The organism is Microcoleus sp. POL10_C6, assembly GCF_036701585.1.
Lineage (GTDB): Bacteria > Cyanobacteriota > Cyanobacteriia > Cyanobacteriales > Microcoleaceae > Microcoleus.
In genome coordinates, this window is sequence record NZ_JAUBRB010000057.1 from 25,905 (window position 1) to 46,617 (window position 20,713).

Genomic DNA, 20,713 nt, shown 5'->3' on the forward strand with positions numbered 1-20,713 from the left:
AGAGTTAGCAAAAGCCCGGACGGGGTGACAACAAGAGTCAAAACCACGATAGAATCAAGGACATAGCCTTCAAAGCCCTTGGCAAAAATGGCAGCTTGTAACACAACCTTCAATTCCGGGATGCCGTTCACAAGGCAGCAAAAACTCTGCTAAACCAAGGGTGGGGGTTTTTCGTTTGGGAATACAATCTGTTATGCGGATAAAAGGACTTGAACCTTCACTCCTCTCGGAACCAGAACCTAAATCTGGCGCGTCTGCCAATTCCGCCATATCCGCATTTTGACATTTTAATACTATAGCACACAACAGAGCGATCGGTCAATCGATTTTAGATTTTAGATTTTAGATTTTAGATAAAACACAGCGACCCACTGATAAATCCGCAGGCGGATGACCAAATTGCTCGATCGCCCAACATCGAGAAACCCGGTCATTTTGGCACACCGGGTTCAATCATGAGTTATCGCCACAGCAATTTTCCGTATGTTTTACTCCTCGCTTACTTTTGACCCAGCGCCTTCCAGGTTGTTTCGTCAACCATGCCGTCAACCGTCAAACCCTTAAATTTCTGAAAGTTCTTGACAGCCGTAGCAGTGCGAGCGCCAAAAATGCCGTCGATCGGGCCCGGATCGTAACCCTGCATTTCCAAACGCACCTGTAGCGTCTTCACCTTGGAACCGACAGTGCCTTTATTTAGAAGAGCTGGAGGATTGCCGGCAACAGCAGCATTGCTCAGAATTGGAGCATTGTTCTGCACAGTTTCAGGAGCAGGCGCCGGATCTGCTGCTAAAGCTGTCCAAGTTTCTTTGTCCACAATGCCGTCTGAGTTCAAACCCTTAGACTGCTGAAAGGCACGAACCGCCGATGTAGTGCGAGAGCCATAGGAACCGTCGATCGTCCCCACCTTGAAACTGTGCACCTGCAACCGTTGCTGTATGGCGGCAACTTCTGGCCCGTCAGCTCCCGCCGAGATAGTTTTTTCCTTTCTGACTGGCGCCTGCTCGCCCGCGTAAAAAGGCTTGTTAAACATATCTGCTTCGGACTTTCCATCGGGCGATGCTGACGCACCCGGATCGGCGGGAGCCGTAAAGTCTCTGCGGTACTGTTCCTGCACCAAGGGCTCGGAGTCAAAAGCAGCAATTGCCTTTCGGGTTAAGCCGGGAGCGAGCAGAGCGATCAAGCTGAAAATCGTAACAGTAGTCACACGCATAAATTTCATCCTGTTAGTAAGGTTTGACAAGGTTTCCCTGTTTTCAAGTTTCTAAATCTAATTGTATTACCCGGACAGCTTTCTGAGACATATAGCAAAAGCAAGAAGGAAGAATGCCCTTCTACTTCGCTATCGGGTAAGAAGAAGTTCGAGGGAAGGGGTAATAGACCGCATTGGTTTGAGCCATTCAGAAAGTTCTAAGCGTCTGGCGCGGTTGCTATATCTGCCCCGGTCTCTAGAATTTCAGCACTCGGGACACCAGCACTCACAACTTACCTGTTAGAAGTAGGGGCCGGTTCGCACTATTCCTAATAAACCCACTTGATTCCGAAATGTTTCGTTACCAAAGCTCATATTTTCGTATAAACCACGTCTTTTAGCCTCAGTCTTATGGTACAAAACCTGCCGTCATTCACAAATCTTTACAGGCGAATTTTCTACAGAGTTGATCTATGAAAAACGAAGTTTTTTCCTTCAATCTCCCCGTAATATCAATTTCGGTTGTATGGGAATTATTAAACCCCTCTTGACGCAGAGGATACAGAGAAAGGGAAGAGAGAGATGAATAATGGCGATACCAACGGATTTGAGATAAAAAGCAAAACTCGCGACTTATCGACTTGCGTGTTCTGCCAATAAAGCCTTTGCTCTTGGCTTGTAAATGAGATAAAACAGCGATTCTATGTAGCGGAGCATATCTTCGCGGTTTTCCTTGGACGAGTAGTTCCAGAAACCGTAAGTCCGCGCCAGCGTCAGCAGCTTGGTAGTGTGAATTTTCCAGGTATACGTGCTGTAAACTCGGTCAATTCCTCGCGTTGAAATTTCATACCAATAGTTGGGATTGTGTTCGCATTTCGATAAAAAATCGAGAATTCTTTGGGCAGTCTCCTGGTGGTTGGTCGGGTTGATATAAAACCCATTTACGCCATCTTGAATGATTTCCAGCGGGCCGCCAAACTGCGTCCCGAAAGTAGGAATACCGGTAATCATTGCTTCGAGAATAGTCAATCCGAAAGCTTCAAATAATGCTGGCTGAACAAATATACCTTGGGTGTCGGCGATTACCCGGTAGATTTCGCCAGACAGGCTTTTGGAAAGCCTCACTCCCAACCAGCGAATTTTACCGTGAAGGTTGTATTGGTCGATAATTGCGTAGAGCTTTTTAATTTCTTCTGCTTCTTCGTAATCGTCGGTTTCTTCGACCCGTAGTTTGCCAGCTACTAGAATTAAGTTGCATTTTTCTTGCAATTCCTGGCTTTTTCCGAACAATTCTGCTAAGCCTGTCAGGTTTTTAATGCGATCGAGCCGGGCCATCGAAAATAAAGGGCGCTTGTGCGGATCGTCGAGTTTTCCAAAGACTTGTTCGGGGTCTTCTAGAGTAAACAGCATTTCGTTGAGCCGATCGCGATCGCCTTGCACCCGGTCTTCTATCCGCGTGTAAGGAAAGTACACACTTTCGTTAACTCCCGGCGGCACGACGTTGAATTTAGGGCTGAACAGTTCAATCCCGTTCACAACGTGGTACAAATCCGGCATGGTAAAACGCTTGTAAGATTCGTACTGACCAACACTATCGGGTTGGCCCACAATCTCTTGATAGGTGCTGCTGACAATACAATTAGCTGCATTCATGGCAATTATATCGGCCGTAAATTGCAGCGAAAAATGGTATTTTTCCTCGGATTCTTGCCAGTAAAGATTGCTGAGCAAATATTTAGATTTTTCTAGCGCATGGGCAATATTGCACTGAGTAACTTTGAGTTTTCTAGATAGCAAAAACGCTACCAAGTTGCCGTCTGAATAGTTGCCGACAATTAAATCTGGCTTGCCCTGAAACTCAGCCCACAGTTCTTTTTCTGCATCGATCGCGTAAGTTTCCAAATAAGGCCAAATCTCGAACCTCGAAATCCAATTTTGAGTCAGTTTGGGATTGAACTCCCGGAAGGGAACCCGCAAAATCCAAGCATTTTCTGTGCCGTGAACTTTTTCTAAACGTTTGTTGCAGCGCGTGCCGTCGCTGTTAGGAATTAACCGGGTGAGAATAATTACTTTAGGTTTGACGCCTAAACTATCGAGGCCGGCAAGATGAATATCTTCTTGCAGTTGTTTCTCTAAACTCTTGGCTTGATCGAGGACATAAACTACCTGACCTCCCGTATCCGGTCGCCCCAAAACTCCTTCTTGGCCGAACCAGCCGTGAGGAGAAACTAGGACGATGTTGAAAATCATCGGGATGCGAGAAATAAATGCTTCTAGGGTTTGCGGATCGGGGGCATCAATTAATTCGTCAAGAAGTCCTAGGGTTTCATGCACGCGGGCGGCGGTATTTCCCCAACCTGCCTCGAAACCCATCATTTGCAAAACCCGTCGAAATCTCTCGTAGGATTCTTCTTCAGAAAGTTCGCTAACAAAGGTGAGGGCTTTTTTGACTTGTTTTGAAAGTTGTTCTTGGGATTTTATGTGATCGTTAATTAGTAATTGTACGCCGTTGTAGCGGTGAATCCGCAAGAAATTAAATAGAGTTTCCTGCCACTGTCTGGCGTCTTGAAATAGTTTGCTGGACAGGTATCGGTTGAGGAATTGCACTCCTTTGCCGATGTTTTTGGGGTCGCGAATTGTGGGGGAATAATCGTAAAAAGGCCCGAAATCTAGTTCGAGAATGTCGCCTTCGTGGGGGTGAAAGTGGTTGACGAACCGATCGCGCACATCGAGCAAGTCTTGCACTGTCATCTGCTCAACAGTCAAGTCGTCTGCAACTCGCACTATTTCCATTGTAGCAATTTTTGGTCGCAGCAGGACGCAAAGGCTGCCATCTTCGAGGATAATTTCCTGAAGGTAGTAAATTAATTTGCTTAAATGAGAAGATTGATGGAACTCTTCAGGCTTTTCGTATTTGGTGCAGTAGGCGGCAAAAGCGTTAACTATGTCGTTTCGCAGTAAATATTTGTTTCCCAAAGCGTGCAAATCGCTCACAAACTGACGCAAGTCGGTTTTTTCGTCGCTGGCGATAACAGCCTGAAAGAGTTCCGACATACATACTCCCTTATTTAGAATTTTTGATTTTCATTGTAAAACTGGGCGATACTTTGTGAGTATCGCCCTTTATTTTTAGGGGGCTACTTTTTTTAATGCCATTTTAAAATCTGCAAAGTGAAGTTGCTATCCCTCAAATGACATAAAATTCCCCGTATTTGTGGCGAATGTAGCGGATAAAGGGATCGATAGTTAAAGGTGAACCTGTAACGCGATCGATCAATTCGACAGCGGTGTATTTGCGGCCGTGCTGGTAGATGTTTTGTTTTAGCCAGTTGTGGAGTACGGTAAAATTGCCCCGTTCTATTTCTACCGGAATTTCAGGATTGATTTTTACTGCTGTTTCGTAGAATTGGGCGCTCATCAAGTTGCCGAGGGTGTAACCTTGGAACATTCCGCCGATCGTACCAACATACCAGTGAACATCTTGCATCGCGCCTTCGCTATCGGTGGCGGGGACAACGCCGAGGTCGGTTTTATAGCGTTCGTTCCAGGCTTCGGGGAGGTCTCGCACTGCTAGTTTTCCCTCTACCATTGCCAATTCTAGGTCAAAGCGGATGGCGACGTGGAGGTTGTAGGTTACTTCGTCGGCGTCGGTGCGGATGAGCGATCGTGAGACTTTGTTAATTGCCCGGTAAAATGCGTCAGTGGATACGTGTCCCAACTGTCGCAAAAATACGCCTTGGAGTTGCGGATAGAAACATTCCCAAAAACCGCGGCTGCGCCCCACCAAATTTTCCCAAAGTCGCGATTGACTTTCGTGGACGCCGGAGGAAATGCCGCCTGCCAGAAGCGTGCCTTCAAATTCCGGGGAATTTCCGAGTTCGTAGAGGGCGTGCCCGGCTTCGTGGATGCTGCTGAAGAGTGCTTGATCCAAGTGGTCTTCATAGACGCGGGTGGTAATTCGTACGTCGTCTATGGAGAAGTTGGTCATGAACGGGTGCAGGGTGGTGTCTTGCCGTCCCCGTTGGAAGTCGTACCCCATGCGTTCTACGACTTTACGGGTGAATTCTAGTTGCTGGGATTCTGGGAAGTCTTGGTGCAAGCAGGAGTCGTCGGCGGGAGGTTGCGAGGTGATGGCTTCGACTATCGGCACTAATTCTTCACGCAGTTTGGCGAAAAGCGGGCGCAGCAGAGATACTTTCATGCCGTAGTCGCTACGATCGATCAAAGGATCGGCAATGTGTTCGTAGCCGGGGAAAAAGTCGGCGTATTGCCTGCTTAATTCTAGGGTTTTTTCTAGATACGGCTCGACCGCTGCGAAATTGTTGGCTGCCCTGGCTGCGGCCCAAGCTTCGTAGCTGTCGGCTTGGTGGCGGCAGAGTGCGGACATGAAGGTTGCGGGGACTCTGGATGCGCGATCGTAGTCTCTGCGGGCTATGCGGATCAGGCTGGCTGCGGTGGAGTCGTAGGGGAGGGTTTGTTCGTAGAAACGCAAGTCTTCTAGGAGTTCACCTATTTTGGGGTCGGTAAATTTTTCGTGGGATATTTGTTTGAGAGTAGCCAACTGGCGGCCTCTGGCATTTGCACCTTTGGCGGGCATATAAGTTGATTGATCCCAATGCAGCAGCGACGAGGCTGATTCGATATCGTTAACTTCTCTGAGGTGGGCTGCCAGTTGAGCGAATTTTGCTTGAGTTTTGTCTAGGGTTTGCATGATTGGGGGTTTATGGTGCTGTTTTGCCTACAAAGGTTGCAGTGCGGCATCCGTCTCCATCAATCATTGCTACCCTGAAATCAAGCTAAAAACCGCACTTCTTCCCGTATTGTACGCAATTTAGAGTCATTTTTGCACAATTTCCGGTATTTATGCGGATTGAGTTCGATCGCCTTGGACAAGTTTTCGATCGCCAGCCGGATGCTTGTAGCTACAAGTTCGGGGCTGTTTGTGAGTTCGCCTGTTTGTTTTTCCAGGGCGTACACGCAAGCTTTTTGATAGTACAGGTTGGGATCGTCGGGTGTGAGTGCGATGATTTTATCGTAGGAGGCGATCGCTTCGGTAAATCGTTGAATTTTTTTGAGGGCGACGGCGCGGTTGTACCAGGCTTCGGTGTTGTCTGGCTGCAACTCTAGGGTTTTGTCCCAAGAGGCTATTGCTTCTTCCAAGCGTTGTAAGTTTGCGAAGGCTAAGCCGCGGTTATAAAAGGTTTCGCTGTCGTTTGGGTTGAGTGCGAGGGCTTTGTCCCAGGATGCGATCGCTGATTCAAATTGTCCCATTTGGGCGATCGCCTTGCCGCGTTTGTTCCAGGCTTCGGCGGAATTCGGCCGCAGTTGCAGGGTTTTGTCGTAGGAGGCGACGGCTTCCGGGTAGAGTTTTTCATCGGCTAGGGCTAAACCGCGGTTGTACCAAGCTTGATGCAAATTTGGTTTGAGTTCGATCGCTTTGTCGTAGGAGGCGATCGCGGCTGTATTTTCGTCGGATTTTCTCAGGGCAAATGCTTTGTTGTACCAAGCTTCGCAGTAGTCTGGTTTGATTGCTATAGCTTTCTCGTAGGATGCGATCGCTTCTGATAATTTCTCTAAGCTGACGAGGGTGTTGCCGCGGTTCGTCCAAGCTTCGGGGTAGCTGGGGTTGAGTTCGATCGCCTTTTCGTAGGATGCGATCGCTTCTGAGAGTCTATTGAGCTTCCGCAAAACGTTGGCGCGGTTATACCACGCTTCGGGATTGTTTGGTTTGATTTGTAGGGATTTGTTGTAGGCTGCGATCGCTTCTTCTAGCTGGCCCATTTTTTTGAGGGCTACGCCTTGGTTGTACCAGGCTTCATAAAATTTTGGTTCAAGTTCGATCGCTTCTTCCCAAGATTCGATCGCTGCTTGGAATCGTCCCATTGCTTCTAGGGCGTTGCCGCGATCGTAAAATGTTTGAGCCTTTTGGGTGTTGACTGCTATGGATTTTTCCCCTGAGTCGATCGGCTTTTCTATGCTGGCTAATTTTTGCAAGGGGTTTCACCTCTTTATTTTCTGTCTAATTGATTCTTTTCTTTTTTATATGCGATCTTTTTCGCCTGTGAGTGCTTTCGATCGATATTATTTGGTTATTTAGGGCAATTTTACAGGAATTTGGGGACTTTTTCAATTTTTTTCATTATAATTCTAGAGCTTGGATTTGTAGGTATTGTAAAACTTCATTGAGTTTATAACAATACTTCGGACAGTTTTTTAACGGCCCTGTAAGCCGAGGGCGAGGAAGCCCTGCCATTTTTTACGCATTTTCTGAAACTTAGCGCTGAACTTAAACCTTGCAAAAATAGTCCAGCATATAGCCAGCAATGGTTTCGGACACTCAACTATATCTAAAACTGTCCGAAGTATTGTATAAGCAATTATAAACAATAATGGTATTCTATTGTTGTGAGTGTTGAACAAGGAATACGCATAGCCCAAAAAACGCAAGTCTCAAATGCAACTAACAGAGAGGCACATCATTAAATCAACGTCACACCGTTTCGCCCAAATAGACGAACTAGCTTTCAAGTCCAAAAACCTCTACAATGCCGCCAATTACGTCATTCGTCAAAGCTTTATTTATGGATGGGGTTATGTCAGTTATAACGAAATGAACCGATTGATGAAGTCTCATGAAGCATACAAGGCTTTGCCTGCTAAAGTAAGTCAGCAAATCTTGATGGTGCTAGACAAGAATTGGAAAGCGTTTTTTGAAGCCGTTAAAGCTTACAAAGCTGACTCTTCAAGATTCACGGGTAGCCCAAAATTGCCAAAGTACAAAGATAAGACTAAAGGGCGAAACATTCTCGTCTACACGATTCAAGCAATTAGCAGTAAACAGTTGAAGAAAGGAATCATTCAACTTTCGGGTACTGAACTTTTAATCAAAACCAAAGTCGCTCCCGATAAGATTTGCCAAGTTAGGCTGGTTCCGAAATGTGATTCCTATGTAATTGAGGTAATTTATGATGAACCGGAGTCCACCCTTGGCAACGCTAATTCTGTAGCTAGTATTGATTTAGGACTGGATAATTTAGTGGCGTTAACTTCAAATCAACCGGGATTTATCCCTTTGTTGATTAACGGGCGACCATTGAAATCGATCAACCAGTTCTACAACAAGCGGAAAGCACGATTGCAATCCCAGTTAAAAGGAAGTCGAAAAACTTCGCCTCGCATTCAGCGCTTAACCCGCTGTCGCCACCAAAAAGTTGATAATTATTTGCATCATGCTAGCCGTCTAATTATTAACCTTTTGCTCACCAAGCAGATTGGGACGCTAGTAATTGGCAAGAACGCGCAGTGGAAAACAGAAATTGATCTAGGGAAGCAAACCAACCAAAACTTTGTTAGTATTCCTCACTCTCGATTAATTGAAATGTTGGAGTACAAAGCTCGGTTGGCGGGAATCAATGTAATTGTGCAGGAAGAATCCTACACATCTCGCTCCAGTTTTTTAGGTTTAGACCCAATTCCTGTTTATGGAAAAACCGAAAAAGAGCCTGTGTTTACTGGTAAGCGAATTAAGCGGGGTTTGTACAAAACATCGGTTGGTCAGCTAATTAATTCCGATGTGAATGCAGCGTACAATATCCTCAGAAAAGCAATCCCAAATGCCTTCAGCGATGGGATAGGGAGCTGCGTAGTTCAGCCGAGGCGGGTTAATCCGCTCAAAGTAAAAGTGAAGGGGGAGGGACTTGAAGCCTCCCATGCCTATAAATGACTATACTTTTACCAGCTATAGATTAATACTATTTTTTTATATGACTGCGTAGAAAAGATGAAAGGGCGATCGGGCTGACAGGATTACCTTAAAACCACAAACAACCGCGATCGCCAGAAACCCGATTTCTCAAACAAACCAGGTTTCTTAGCATTTATTCGTTAAATGCTATCTGGATCGATGTTCAATTCGCGCAGTTTAGCAGCTAAACGTTGAGCTCTTTGGTCTGCTTGTTGGGCCCTTTGAAATTCTTGTTGTAGGCGCTGACGATCTAATAACCTCTCTTCTTCTAATTCCGCATAGGAAAGAAACTTTTCTCCATTAGGCCGATAAATTTCTAACCCATCTTCTCCCAACTCAAATCGCACACCTAATCTCGGACTAATCCATCCCTCCATCGGGTCAATAACTTCTAAATTGCCCTCAAATCTTTGCCAACCTTCCAACTCATTTCTTTGTGGATCGTAAAGGTAATACTCCTCAACTCCATGACGCTGGTAAAATGAAAGTTTTTTATTCATTTTAGTGTTGCTGTCGTTATGGGAGCGAATCTCAAAGACGACTTGAGGGCCAATATTATCCTCTCGATATTGTATGTAGGAAAGGCGATCGCCCTTTGGCCTGCCAAATATCACCATTGTATCAGGTGCTTGAGAAATCTCAGGTCTGCCCTCAACGGGATACCACAGTAAATCGGCGGCTACAAAAACGTTTGGGTCCTCTTTAAACAGCGATTCGCAACCTTCTTTGATTTTGACAATTAATTCATATTGAATTGTGCTGTCTGCCATTGGTTGACCGTCGCTGGAAGGATAAATGATTTCTTCGGTTGTGACTTGCATAGTGTTTGTCTCCGAGAAGTATCTAATTCAGGACTTACGCATGAGTGGCCAGAAACCGGGTTTTTTACGAAAAGACGCGTTACAGCTCGCAGATTCGGCAAAAACCCGGTTTCTTTCGTCTGAGCCTGTAAGTCGTTTAAGTTTAATTGTACTATTTTTGAAAGTGCTTGTAAGCTTTATAGAATCCAGATTTAGCCAGGAAATTTGGACTCTGTTTATCTATCTTTGAATCAGGGCTTGAAACCGAGTATGCGATCAAATGCTGTCAAAAGCCGAGTCCGTTTTTGCCATTTCTCGGTATTTCTCAGGATTCAGATTGATGGCTTGCTGCAAATTCTGAATCGCTTGCTCAATTTGGTTTTTCGGTACTTACCGCTGCTCAAATTTTAATGGGATGTGCAGAAAAAGTGTGAAAAAATAAATTATGAAATTGTTAAATCATGCAGAAGTATTTTTGAGATTTGCATCAATAATTAAAACTCATTTTGAGGGGATTTGCAACTACTTTCGGAATTGCACAACAAGTGGAGTTATGTCAGGAATCAACAATCGAATTAAGTTGATAATGCAGCAAGGATATGGCTTGTCTAATTTTAATAATTTTAAAAATCGCGTATTAGCTTGCTTCTCTCATTAGATAAACTTATAACCATAAGTTCAGGAGAGCCGAGAGTTCAATTGGAGGATGCCATAAGGGAGGACGCATAAGGTTTCTTTCTTCTTCCTGATTGTGAGAATTTAACAGGCTTCTCAATTCACTTATCATTTCCAGTCTGTTTTGTCAAGACCGCATACTGAACCGATGCTCTAGCCCTAGCTGGCGATTCCCCTGGATGCCCGTTATCACCAATCTGTGGAAGATTCTCCAGCGGAGCGTCTCTACGACTGGAAAGAAAAAGCGGGCTATTATAGCGGATTTGGCATGAAGTGCTCCCCTGGGCAAAGTCATGACAAGTTGTGAAGAAATTTATGTGATTTCTCACTTCATGACTTGTCACATCATAAGATAGGTTTAGAAGGCTAAAAGTTTGTAGCAAAGAAAGTTAAGCAATACAAATGTTGCAAAAGTAGCAAGCCTCTAAGGAGCTTAAATTTTAATTAGGGATTATTACAAAAGGTTGAAGTTGCTGTAATTGAGGGTTAATTAATATGCCTTACCCACCTCTTCAAGACCAACCCCGTTCGACCGTTGCTGGCGTTGCATCCCCTGCGAAATCTCCTTCTGCCAAGAGTCATGCCAGTGGCGATCGCCGCTTTAAAGCATTGGATATGACCATGAAGCGGAATCAGTACAAACCAGATGCCTTAATTGAAGTGCTGCATAAGGCACAGGAAGCCTTTGGCTATCTGGAAGAAGATGTCCTGATCTACATCGCTAAGGGACTCAAACTGCCGTTGAGTCGAGTATACGGAGTTGCAACGTTCTATCACCTGTTTTCTCTCAAACCCAGTGGTGCTCACACCTGCGTCGTTTGCTTGGGAACAGCGTGCTACGTCAAAGGTAGCAATAAAGTAATGGAAACATTGGAAAAAGAACTGGGGATCGAAAGGGGCAAGACAACTCCAGATGGCAACGTTTCACTAATAGCAGCTCGCTGTTTGGGAGCATGTGGTATTGCTCCAGCCGTTGTTTTCGATGGCACTGTGGCAGGTAAACAGGAGCCGGAAACCGTACTGGCTCGTATTCGCACCTGGGAAGCCTGACCTAAAGCCCCCATATCCTAGCCTCTTGGAATTGAAAGAATAACCTAACCCAGATAAGCCGTAACGGAGAGGAGATAGGTTCAGTATGAATTTAACAGAATTATTGGAAATTGCTGAGCAGGAGCGATCGCACCAAAAGAGCATTCGTATCAACTGCTGTACATCGACGGGATGCCGTGCTGCCAATTCTTTGGGTGTGCAAGCCAATCTGCAAACCGCAGTGAAAGAGCACGGATTGAGCGATCGCGTTGAAGTCATTGGTGTAGGTTGCATGGGGTTCTGCGGACGAGGCCCCCTAGTAGAAATTGAACCCAATAACACGCTCTACGAAGAAGTTAAGCCCGAAGAAGCCGCCAGCATCATTGATGCTCTCAATGGCGGGACAGCCAAACCCATCCAAGGCGATACCCAGCATCCTTTTTTTGCTCGACAAATGCGGATTGTGCGGGAACATAGCGGCAAAATCGATCCAGAACGGATTGAGGAATATATAGCCGTTGGTGGTTATCAATCGTTGTACAAAGCCATCTATGACATGACCCCTGCCCAAGTTGTAGAGGAAATCAGTAAGAGTGGCTTGCGGGGACGGGGTGGCGGTGGCTATCCCACAGGGCTCAAGTGGGCAACGGTGGCCAAAGTATCGGGAGATCAGAAATACGTCATCTGCAATGGTGACGAAGGCGACCCCGGTGCATTCATGGATCGCAGCGTTTTGGAGAGCGATCCCCATTTAGTCTTAGAAGGCATGGCGATCGCCGGTTATGCCGTTGGCGCCAATCATGGATATCTCTACGTTCGAGCGGAATATCCCCTCGCCATTGAACGCCTGCAAAAGGCAATTCAACAAGCCAAGAAGTACAATCTCCTCGGCACACAAATTTTTGACTCTCCCTTCGATTTCAAAGTTGATATTCGGATTGGTGCCGGAGCATTTGTCTGCGGTGAAGAAACAGCTTTAATCCAATCGATCGAGGGCGGACGAGGTAGCCCACGTCCTCGCCCCCCTTACCCAGCTCAAAAAGGCTTGTGGGGATGTCCAACCTTGATCAATAACGTGGAAAGTTTTGCCAATATTTCTCCCATCATTCGTCAGGGATCGGCTTGGTATGCCAGTATCGGCACTGAAAAAAGTAAAGGAACCAAGATTTTTGCCCTGACTGGGAAGATTCGTAACAACGGATTGATTGAAGTCCCGATGGGAATCACTCTGCGAGAAATTGTGGAAGAAATGGGAGGCGGGATTCCCGATGGAGTAGTAAAGACGGTACAAACAGGCGGCCCCTCCGGTGGTTGTATTCCTGCCTCGTTACTGGATACCCCAGTTGACTATGATTCGCTCATGGCTGTCGGTTCCATGATGGGATCGGGCGGGATGGTTGTGATGGATCAAGACACCAGCATGGTGGAAGTTGCTCGGTTTTACATGGAATTCTGCCGGGATGAATCGTGTGGTAAATGCATTCCTTGCCGTGCGGGAACGGTTCAGCTTTATGAGCTGTTGAATAAGATCGCGAACCGCCAGGCGACGCAGAAAGACTTGGATCAGCTAGAAGCCCTCTGCTACATGGTTAAGGAGATGAGCCTGTGTGGGTTGGGTCAAACGGCTCCAAATCCTGTACTCAGCACGTTGAAATACTTCAAACAAGAGTATTTGGATTTGCTGCAATCTCCAGTCGAACACAACGGCAAAGTCACCGTTTCGCAATCTTCGTGAGGTGTGTATGTCTGTCAAAACGCTCAAAATTGATGGGATTGATGTAGCGATCGAAGAGGGCGCAAGCATCCTGCAAGCGGCAAGAGAGGCTGGAGTTGCCCTTCCTACACTATGTCACCTTGATGGTGTCACAGATATCGGAGCTTGCCGTCTGTGCATGGTAGAAATTGCAGGAACACCGAAGCTGTTGCCTGCGTGCGTCACTCAGGTAGCTGAGGGGATGGAGGTTTCTACCAACACGCCCAAGCTGCAAGACTACCGTCGCATGGTTGTTGAGTTGCTATTTGCCGAGGGCAATCATGTCTGCTCCTTTTGTGTAGCGAATGGTAATTGCGAGTTGCAGGATGTTGCCATTGAAGTGGGAATGGATCATTCTCGCTTCTCGTATCGTTTCCCCGATCGCAAAGTCGATAATTCCCATCCGCTATTTAGTATCGACCACAATCGTTGCATCCTCTGTACTCGTTGCGTGCGCGTCTGCGATGAGATTGAGGGAGCCCATGTGTGGGATGTCGCACAACGGGGCGAGAATTGTTACATCGTATCTGGATTGAATCAGCCTTGGGGCGCAGTGGATGCCTGTACCTCCTGCGGGAAGTGTGTCGATGCCTGTCCCACTGGATCGATTTTCCGTAAAGGCGACACGACTGGCGAGAAAGAACGCGATCGCAACAAGCTGGAATTTTTGGTGAGGGCACGGGAGAAAAAAGAATGGACAAGATAAGATTTGCCACCGTTTGGTTAGCAGGCTGTTCCGGTTGCCACATGTCGTTTTTGGATTTAGACGAGTGGTTGATTGAACTCGCTCAGCAGGTGGATGTAGTTTATAGTCCCGTTGGATCGGATCTCAAGGACTATCCCGAAAATGTTGAGGTTTGTCTGGTGGAGGGAGGCGTTGCCAACGAAGCCAATCTGGAACTGATCCACCAAGTCAGACAACGCACCAAAATCCTAATTTCCTTTGGGGATTGTGCCGTCACGGCAAACATTCCTGGTATGCGAAATATGTTGGGGGGCACTGAATCCGTCCTCAAACGCGCTTATATCGAATTGGCAGATACGGGGCGGCAACTGCCTCACGAGCCAGGAATTGTACCGGAATTGCTCGATCGCGTCTTGCCCGTGCATCAGGTTGTTCCAGTTGATATCTATATGCCAGGATGTCCGCCATCGGCTGAGCGCATTCGAGCAACCCTTGAACCTCTGCTCAAAGGGGAAAAACCCCGCATGGAAGGGCGAGACATGATTAAGTTTGGGTAATGGTTGATGGTTAGGTGCAAATGAAAACGGACTACTGACAGCCCACTAGAAGAGAGAGGTGCTATGAAGACTGTTGTCATCGATCCTGTTACACGCATTGAGGGACACGCTAAAATCTCAATTTTTCTGGATGAGGCGGGTGAAGTCTCAGATGCTCGGTTTCATGTCGTGGAATATCGGGGATTTGAAAAGTTTTGTGAAGGCAGACCTTTCACAGACATGGCAGGCATTACTGCTCGGATTTGCGGCATTTGTCCGGTGAGTCACTTGCTAGCATCCTCGAAGACTGGGGACAAAATTCTGGCAGTTAAAATTCCGATTGCTGCAGAGAAACTGCGACGATTGATGAACCTGGCACAGATTACTCAATCTCATGCCCTTTCATTCTTTCATCTCAGTAGTCCCGATTTCTTGTTGGGCTGGGATAGCGATCCCGCCAAACGGAATGTGTTTGGTTTGATTGAAGCCAATCCCGATCTGGCAAGAGCTGGAATCCGGCTACGGCAATTTGGACAAAATATCATCGAACTGTTGGGCGCACGCAAGATTCACTCGGCTTGGACTGTGCCGGGAGGGGTGCGATCGCCTCTTTCGGAAGAAAGCAGACAGTGGATTTGCGATCGCTTACCGGAATCATTGGCAACTATCAATCTGGCTTTGGGGCTATTCAAAGGCATGATTGATGGTCAACTCAAAGATGAAGTGAACATCTTTGGTGAATTCCCTTCGTTATTCATGGGACTTGTCGGCAAGGATGGTGAATGGGAACACTACGGTGGGCATCTCCGCTTTACTGATAGTCAAGGCAATATTATTGCTGACAACCTCAGCGAAGATAACTATCAGGAATTCTTAGGCGAAGCCGTTGAGAAATGGTCGTACCTGAAATTTCCGTACTACCAGCCCTTAGGCTATCCCGATGGCATCTATCGAGTTGGTCCACTGGCTCGACTCAATGTGTGTAATTACATCGGTACAGAAGCCGCCGATCGGGAGTTAAATGAGTTTCGCGATCGCTCTGGTGGGGTTGCCACGTCTTCATTCCTTTACCACTATGCTCGATTGATTGAAATCCTGGCCTGTTTGGAGAAAATCCAAGCCCTCATGGACGATCCAGATATTCTATCCAATCGAATTCGCGCTCATGGTGGGGTGAATCAACTCGAAGCGATCGGAGTTAGCGAAGCACCACGCGGTACTTTGTTCCATCATTACAAAGTTGATGAAAATGGTTTGATTGAAAAGGTCAATCTGATCATTGCGACTGGACAAAACAACCTAGCAATGAACAAAACTGTTGCTCAAATCGCCAAACAATATATTCATGGCAATAGCAACGGCAATGAAATTCCCGAAGGCTTGCTCAATCGTGTTGAAGCAGGAATTCGCTGCTTCGATCCTTGTTTATCTTGCTCCACCCATGCGGCGGGACAAATGCCTTTACACGTTCAACTGGTTGCACCCGATGGAACGATATTGAACGAGATTTCTAGAGACTGAAGACGAGATTCCCGACTTCTCTAAAAGAAGTCGGGAATCTGAACTGCTGACCTCTCACAGTCTGCCCTAGTTTAATTTCTCCGCCATAACCAAAGGAGGTCGTCTTTGAATATTACTGGTAACAAAAAAAGTAGCTATCTCATCATTGGTTATGGCAACACGATTCGGGGTGACGATGGAGCAGGTTATCAGATTGCCGAAGCCGTCGCTCAGTGGAATTTTAATCATGTGCGATCGCTTGCTGTACATCAGCTTACACCAGACTTAGCTGAAGCGATAGCCCAGGCTAAAACCGTCATTTTTGTCGATGCGGTTGCCACCTTATCAGAGGTCAAGATCGAACAACTTACACCGAATTCGGCCACCAGCTTTACGGGACACTATGCCGATCCGCGATCGATGCTGGCTTTAACCTGTGCCCTGTATAAAGCTATTCCTACTGCTTACCAAATTTTGATTCCAGCCGTTAACTTTTCCTTTGGAGAAACCCTTTCTCCCGTTACACGAAAGAACGTTGACTTGGCTTTAGTAAAGATTAAACAACTGGTTTCTCAACAGAGCAGCAGAAGGATTACTACTTATGATAAAACCCTTTGAAAACTGAGTTTTAACCAACTCAAAAGGAGATTATCATGAAAACTATTTGATACTGCCCCTTTTCCTTTTCCCCTTCACTTCCTAATTGATATGCACGAAGTTGGCATCATGCAAAACACACTAGATATTGCTCTGGAGTACGCGAAACGTGAGGGTGCAGCTCAAATTGACCGCATGACACTACGTATTGGTCAATTGTCGGGAGTGGAGCCAGAAGCTTTAGCCTTTGCCTTTGATGTTGTGACACAGGGAACCATTGCTGAACACGCCCAACTCAGCATTGATTCCATTCCAGCCATTTGCTATTGCCCAAATTGCCAACGTGAATTTCAACCTTATGATTGGATTTACGAGTGTCCTGAGTGCCATCAATTCTGCACTGAAATCCGTCAGGGTAGAGAACTCGAACTTACTTCGCTGGAGGTTTCTTAATATGTGTCAAGATTGTGGTTGCAGCCAGGTTGGAGCAGTTGCGATTGATGGGGTTACTCATCACGAAGATTCCCATCTGCACGAACATTCTCATTCTCACGATCGCGGACATGAGCATCAACATCCTCACCCGGATTTCACCGGTAATGGACAAGGACACCATCACGATCCGCAGGAGCGATCGCACATTTCACACACCATTGCTATTCATGAATCCCTGTTGTCGAAAAACGATCGCTTAGCAGAGCGCAATCGGGGATATTTTCAGGCAAAAGGGGTGCTGGCACTCAACATTCTGTCCTCGCCCGGTTCGGGGAAGACAGCACTGATTGAGCGAATGGTGCAGGATTTGAACAGTCGCGTATTAACATCCCTGCAACACCCCTTACAAATTGGTGTGATTGTGGGTGATTTAGAAACAGACAATGATGCTCAACGCTTACGCCGTGCTGGTGCCCCCGCCGTGCAAATTACCACCGGGAATGCGTGCCATCTAGAAGCAGATATGGTGTCACGGGCAATGCAGAAGCTCGATCTGGATGCTTTAGATATGTTGATTATTGAAAATGTGGGTAACTTAGTCTGTCCGGCTAGCTATGACTTAGGCGAAGCGATGCGAGTTGTGTTGCTATCCGTGACGGAAGGTGAGGATAAGCCTTTAAAGTATCCCACCATGTTCAAAACGGCAAATGTAGTTCTGATTAACAAAATCGACATTGCAGAAGCCGTGGGGTTCGAGAGAGAATCGGCTATTGCTAACATTCAGCGCGTCGCACCCCAAGCAACCCTCTTTGAAGTTTCTGCTCGAACTGGACAGGGAATGGAAGCCTGGTATAGCTACCTGGGAACTGCCAATTCAATAGTCTGTGCAAGTCATCAGGAGAAGCGGCTATGGTGAGCACAGTATCAGAGTTTATAAAAAACTCAACCAAACGTCGGCTGCGCTTGGCTGTAGAAGGCATCGTGCAGGGAGTCGGCTTTCGCCCATTCGTTTACGGCTTAGCAAAAGACGTGGGGGTTGTGGGCTGGGTGAAAAATACCGATCGCGGAGTCTCGATCGATATTGAGGGTACTATCGAACAGCTTCAGGTTTTCCAGAAACGACTGGATCAAGACAAACCGCCCCATGCCTTTTTACAGCACATAGAAGCTCAGTGGATGAGCCTTGCAGGATACACCGAGTTTGACATTTATCCATCAGATGCGGCTCATTCCTCAATCGCCACTCCTAAATCGGCACTGATTCTGCCCGATCTCGCAACCTGTCCAGCCTGTCTGCACGAAATTTACGCTCCTGCCAACCGTCGCTATCACTATCCCTTCACCAACTGTACGCACTGCGGCCCTCGATTCAGCATCTTGCGATCGCTCCCCTACGATCGCCCTAACACCACGATGCAGCGATTTCAAATGTGTCCGGAGTGCCGTGCAGAGTACGAGAACCCTCTGGATCGACGCTTTCACGCTCAACCAAACGCTTGCCCGACTTGTGGGCCCCATTTAGAACTTTGCGATCGTCAAGGTAAGACGTTAGCAAGCCATGATGAGGCACTGCTGCAAACGGCAAATGCTATTCGTCAGGGTAAAATTCTGGCAATTAAGGGATTAGGCGGATTTCATCTGGTTGTGGATGCCAGCAATGAGACTGCCGTGAGAACGCTCCGCGATCGCAAACGGCGACCTGATAAGCCCCTTGCGTTAATGTATCCTTCGTTAGAGCTAATCCGCGAACACTGTCAGGTTTCTGAAGAGGAAGAAAAATTACTGTGTTCTTCCGAAGCACCGATTGTTCTTCTTCAATCTAAAATCCAAAATCTCAAATCTACAATTGCTGCCTCGGTTGCTCCCGACAATCCCTATTTAGGGGTGATGCTACCGTATACACCGTTGCATCATCTCTTACTGTCGGAACTCGGTTTTCCGATTGTCGCGACGAGTGGAAATCTTTCTAGCGAACCGATTTGTACGGATGAATTGGATGCGCTGAACCGATTACAGGATATTGCCGATTTGTTCTTAGTTCACGATCGCCCGATCGCACGTCCTGTTGACGATTCCATCGTGCGGGTGGTTTGCGATCGACCAATCGTTCTGCGTCGTGCCAGAGGCTATGCTCCCTTTCCAATTACACCGCCATCGAAATCAACCTCTCATAATTCATCCGTCATCCTCGCTGTTGGCGCTCATCAAAAAAATACCGTTGCGCTGTATCTCAATCATCAAATTTTGATGAGCCAGCATCTCGGCGATCTCGATAATTTATCAACAATCGATCGCTTTCAAGAAGCGATTCACCATCTACTTAATATCTATGAGGTTCAGCCCACTGCGATCGCTTGTGATGCTCATCCAGACTACTACTCGACTCAATTTGCCAATGCTTTAATTGAAGTGAATGCAGAGAGCAAGCAGGCAACTGAACAGAAACGCTTTCCTTCTGCCGTCTGCCATCTGCCCTCTGCCTTTCGTACTTCTACAGCCGTAATTCCAGTGCAGCATCACTATGCTCATGTCCTATCTTGCATGGTGGACAATCAACTGGAACCCCCCGTGTTGGGAATTGCCTGGGATGGAACGGGTTATGGCTTAGACGGCACGATTTGGGGGGGCGAGTTTCTCAACATCCTAGCAAACGGATTTGAACGAACGGCTCATCTGCGATCGTTCCCATTACCTGGAGGGGAACAGGCAGTCAAAGAACCTCGACGATGCGCGTTGGGATTGCTCTACGAATGCTTTGGAAATCGGGCGTTTGAGATGTCGGAGTTAGCCCCTCTTCAATCCTTCTCAAAGCAAGAACTTAAAGTCTTGCAGACCATGTTGCAACGAGGGTTGAATACTCCAAAAACGTCGAGTGCCGGACGCTTGTTTGATGCGATCGCTGCCTTGTTGGGGTTGTGTCAACAAGCCAGTTTTGAAGGGCAAGCCGCGATGCAAATCGAGTTCGCGACTAATAGTTTCAAGACGGATGAAGCTTATCCGTATGAGTTGCTGTGTCCTGTACACTCTTCTATGATTCTCGATTATTCACCGATGCTCAATGCCATTCTCGATGACATTCACGGGCAGATTTCTCAAGAAATCGTTGCCGCAAAGTTTCACAACACGTTAATCGAGGGAATGGTGGCGATCGCTAACCGAGTCGGTGTTGAACAAATTGTGTTAACGGGCGGTTGTTTTCAAAGTCGTTATTTACTAGAACGTGCGATCGCTCGACTCAATACCGAGGGTTTCTCAGTTTATTGGCATCACCGAATTCCAAGTAATGATGGAGGCATTGCGGCTGGACAAATTATGGCGGCATTACGAGCTTTGCAAAATCAATCAGGAGGGCGTGAAAATGTGTCTTGCCGTACCCGGTAAAGTAATCGGTATTGAGGAAAATTCAGAGCGCAATGGAAACTCCTCGCTCTGGCGCACAGGTAAAGTCAGCTTTGGCGGCATTATCAAAGAAGTTAGCCTCGCCTATGTACCAGACGTAAAAATTGGTGAGTACGTCATTGTGCATGTGGGTTTTGCCCTCAGTATTGTTGACTCTGAAGAAGCAGAACAAACTTTAACTTATTTGAATCAGTTTCAATTTTAACCATCGCCAGTTAACATACAGTCAATAAAACAATAATATTGTTGTTTTATTGACTGTATGTGAATAAATTATTTGTTCATCATATATAATTAGGGCTTGCTGAATATATCGAGCGCATATTACGTGGGCTGGGTTAAGAGAGCGTGCGATCGAGAGTAAAGTGCAA

General features: G+C 46.6%; 18 protein-coding genes and 1 tRNA gene. 12 read left to right on the forward strand and 7 right to left on the reverse strand.

Annotated elements, in window-relative coordinates; genetic code table 11:
* Positions 1 to 194: 194 nt before the first annotated feature.
* From QUA34_RS24505 to QUA34_RS24525, 5 genes are all read right to left on the reverse strand, one after another.
* A tRNA-Leu gene (locus QUA34_RS24505) sits at positions 195 to 276 on the reverse strand.
* 223 nt (positions 277 to 499) lie between these two features.
* Positions 500 to 1,210, reverse strand: coding sequence for a peptidoglycan-binding protein (locus QUA34_RS24510; RefSeq protein WP_333326593.1), 711 nt, complete (start codon positions 1,208 to 1,210; stop codon positions 500 to 502).
* Between the two features lie 612 nt (positions 1,211 to 1,822).
* Complete coding sequence (locus tag QUA34_RS24515) at positions 1,823 to 4,243, reverse strand: sucrose synthase (RefSeq protein ID WP_333389667.1); 2,421 nt, start codon at positions 4,241 to 4,243, stop codon at positions 1,823 to 1,825.
* A gap of 133 nt (positions 4,244 to 4,376) precedes the next feature.
* Positions 4,377 to 5,900 (reverse strand): carboxypeptidase M32, encoded by a 1,524-nt coding sequence (locus QUA34_RS24520; RefSeq protein ID WP_333389669.1) that lies wholly within the window; start codon positions 5,898 to 5,900, stop codon positions 4,377 to 4,379.
* Positions 5,901 to 5,980: 80 nt separating this feature from the next.
* Positions 5,981 to 7,183, reverse strand: a complete 1,203-nt coding sequence (locus QUA34_RS24525; RefSeq protein WP_333326587.1) for a tetratricopeptide repeat protein — start codon at positions 7,181 to 7,183, stop codon at positions 5,981 to 5,983.
* A 460-nt stretch (positions 7,184 to 7,643) separates the two neighbouring features.
* Here QUA34_RS24525 and QUA34_RS24530 point away from each other — a divergent pair, with 460 nt between their 5' ends.
* Positions 7,644 to 8,912 carry a transposase gene (locus QUA34_RS24530; RefSeq protein ID WP_333326585.1) on the forward strand — a complete coding sequence of 423 codons (1,269 nt, stop codon included), beginning with the start codon at positions 7,644 to 7,646 and terminating at the stop codon, positions 8,910 to 8,912.
* Positions 8,913 to 9,073: 161 nt separating this feature from the next.
* Here the strand turns inward: QUA34_RS24530 and QUA34_RS24535 are convergent, their stop codons facing one another.
* Both QUA34_RS24535 and QUA34_RS30275 read right to left on the reverse strand, forming a co-directional pair.
* Entirely contained in the window at positions 9,074 to 9,754 is a 681-nt protein-coding gene (locus tag QUA34_RS24535; protein ID WP_333389672.1) for a Uma2 family endonuclease, read from the reverse strand.
* 255 nt (positions 9,755 to 10,009) lie between these two features.
* Entirely contained in the window at positions 10,010 to 10,108 is a 99-nt protein-coding gene (locus QUA34_RS30275; protein ID WP_445242844.1) for a TPR end-of-group domain-containing protein, read from the reverse strand.
* A 100-nt stretch (positions 10,109 to 10,208) separates the two neighbouring features.
* On the opposite strand from QUA34_RS30275, the gene QUA34_RS24540 reads away from it, so the two are divergent.
* From QUA34_RS24540 to QUA34_RS24590, 11 genes are all read left to right on the forward strand, one after another.
* Entirely contained in the window at positions 10,209 to 10,391 is a 183-nt protein-coding gene (locus QUA34_RS24540; RefSeq protein WP_445242845.1) for a transposase, read from the forward strand.
* A 512-nt stretch (positions 10,392 to 10,903) separates the two neighbouring features.
* Entirely contained in the window at positions 10,904 to 11,458 is a 555-nt protein-coding gene (hoxE, locus tag QUA34_RS24545) for a bidirectional hydrogenase complex protein HoxE (protein WP_333326579.1), read from the forward strand.
* Between the two features lie 85 nt (positions 11,459 to 11,543).
* Positions 11,544 to 13,172, forward strand: a complete 1,629-nt coding sequence (nuoF, locus tag QUA34_RS24550) for an NADH-quinone oxidoreductase subunit NuoF (RefSeq protein ID WP_333326577.1) — start codon at positions 11,544 to 11,546, stop codon at positions 13,170 to 13,172.
* A 7-nt stretch (positions 13,173 to 13,179) separates the two neighbouring features.
* Positions 13,180 to 13,896, forward strand: coding sequence for a bidirectional hydrogenase complex protein HoxU (hoxU, locus tag QUA34_RS24555; RefSeq protein ID WP_333326575.1), 717 nt, complete (start codon positions 13,180 to 13,182; stop codon positions 13,894 to 13,896).
* On the forward strand, positions 13,884 to 14,432 hold the full coding sequence (locus QUA34_RS24560) for an oxidoreductase (protein WP_333326573.1): 549 nt from the start codon (positions 13,884 to 13,886) through the stop codon (positions 14,430 to 14,432). Before hoxU ends, QUA34_RS24560 begins: the two co-directional genes overlap by 13 nt.
* Positions 14,433 to 14,495: 63 nt before the next feature.
* Positions 14,496 to 15,932 carry a Ni/Fe hydrogenase subunit alpha gene (locus QUA34_RS24565; RefSeq protein WP_333389675.1) on the forward strand — a complete coding sequence of 479 codons (1,437 nt, stop codon included), beginning with the start codon at positions 14,496 to 14,498 and terminating at the stop codon, positions 15,930 to 15,932.
* A 105-nt stretch (positions 15,933 to 16,037) separates the two neighbouring features.
* Positions 16,038 to 16,529, forward strand: a complete 492-nt coding sequence (locus QUA34_RS24570) for a hydrogenase maturation protease (protein ID WP_333389677.1) — start codon at positions 16,038 to 16,040, stop codon at positions 16,527 to 16,529.
* 90 nt (positions 16,530 to 16,619) lie between these two features.
* The gene (gene hypA, locus QUA34_RS24575; RefSeq protein WP_333326566.1) at positions 16,620 to 16,961 is read left to right on the forward strand and encodes a hydrogenase maturation nickel metallochaperone HypA; all 342 of its coding nucleotides are present in this window, start codon (positions 16,620 to 16,622) and stop codon (positions 16,959 to 16,961) included.
* Between the two features lies 1 nt (position 16,962).
* A complete protein-coding gene (gene hypB, locus QUA34_RS24580) occupies positions 16,963 to 17,859 on the forward strand; it encodes a hydrogenase nickel incorporation protein HypB (RefSeq protein WP_333389678.1) in 897 nt (298 codons plus the stop codon).
* A complete protein-coding gene (hypF, locus tag QUA34_RS24585; RefSeq protein WP_333389680.1) occupies positions 17,853 to 20,324 on the forward strand; it encodes a carbamoyltransferase HypF in 2,472 nt (823 codons plus the stop codon). Before hypB ends, hypF begins: the two co-directional genes overlap by 7 nt.
* A complete protein-coding gene (locus QUA34_RS24590) occupies positions 20,302 to 20,547 on the forward strand; it encodes a HypC/HybG/HupF family hydrogenase formation chaperone (RefSeq protein ID WP_333389682.1) in 246 nt (81 codons plus the stop codon). The genes hypF and QUA34_RS24590 overlap by 23 nt, the downstream gene beginning before the upstream one ends.
* The last annotated feature ends 166 nt before the right edge of the window (positions 20,548 to 20,713 follow it).

Coding starts and splice junctions, on each gene's coding strand:
- QUA34_RS24510 (WP_333326593.1), bottom strand. CDS start 1,210: ATGCGTGTGACTACTGTTACGATTTTCAGCTTGATCGCTCTGCTCGCT.
- QUA34_RS24515 (WP_333389667.1), bottom strand. CDS start 4,243: ATGTCGGAACTCTTTCAGGCTGTTATCGCCAGCGACGAAAAAACCGAC.
- QUA34_RS24520 (WP_333389669.1), bottom strand. CDS start 5,900: ATGCAAACCCTAGACAAAACTCAAGCAAAATTCGCTCAACTGGCAGCC.
- QUA34_RS24530 (WP_333326585.1), top strand. CDS start 7,644: ATGCAACTAACAGAGAGGCACATCATTAAATCAACGTCACACCGTTTC.
- QUA34_RS24535 (WP_333389672.1), bottom strand. CDS start 9,754: ATGCAAGTCACAACCGAAGAAATCATTTATCCTTCCAGCGACGGTCAA.
- hoxE (WP_333326579.1), top strand. CDS start 10,904: ATGCCTTACCCACCTCTTCAAGACCAACCCCGTTCGACCGTTGCTGGC.
- nuoF (WP_333326577.1), top strand. CDS start 11,544: ATGAATTTAACAGAATTATTGGAAATTGCTGAGCAGGAGCGATCGCAC.
- hoxU (WP_333326575.1), top strand. CDS start 13,180: ATGTCTGTCAAAACGCTCAAAATTGATGGGATTGATGTAGCGATCGAA.
- QUA34_RS24560 (WP_333326573.1), top strand. CDS start 13,884: ATGGACAAGATAAGATTTGCCACCGTTTGGTTAGCAGGCTGTTCCGGT.
- QUA34_RS24565 (WP_333389675.1), top strand. CDS start 14,496: ATGAAGACTGTTGTCATCGATCCTGTTACACGCATTGAGGGACACGCT.
- hypA (WP_333326566.1), top strand. CDS start 16,620: ATGCACGAAGTTGGCATCATGCAAAACACACTAGATATTGCTCTGGAG.
- hypB (WP_333389678.1), top strand. CDS start 16,963: ATGTGTCAAGATTGTGGTTGCAGCCAGGTTGGAGCAGTTGCGATTGAT.
- hypF (WP_333389680.1), top strand. CDS start 17,853: ATGGTGAGCACAGTATCAGAGTTTATAAAAAACTCAACCAAACGTCGG.
- QUA34_RS24590 (WP_333389682.1), top strand. CDS start 20,302: ATGTGTCTTGCCGTACCCGGTAAAGTAATCGGTATTGAGGAAAATTCA.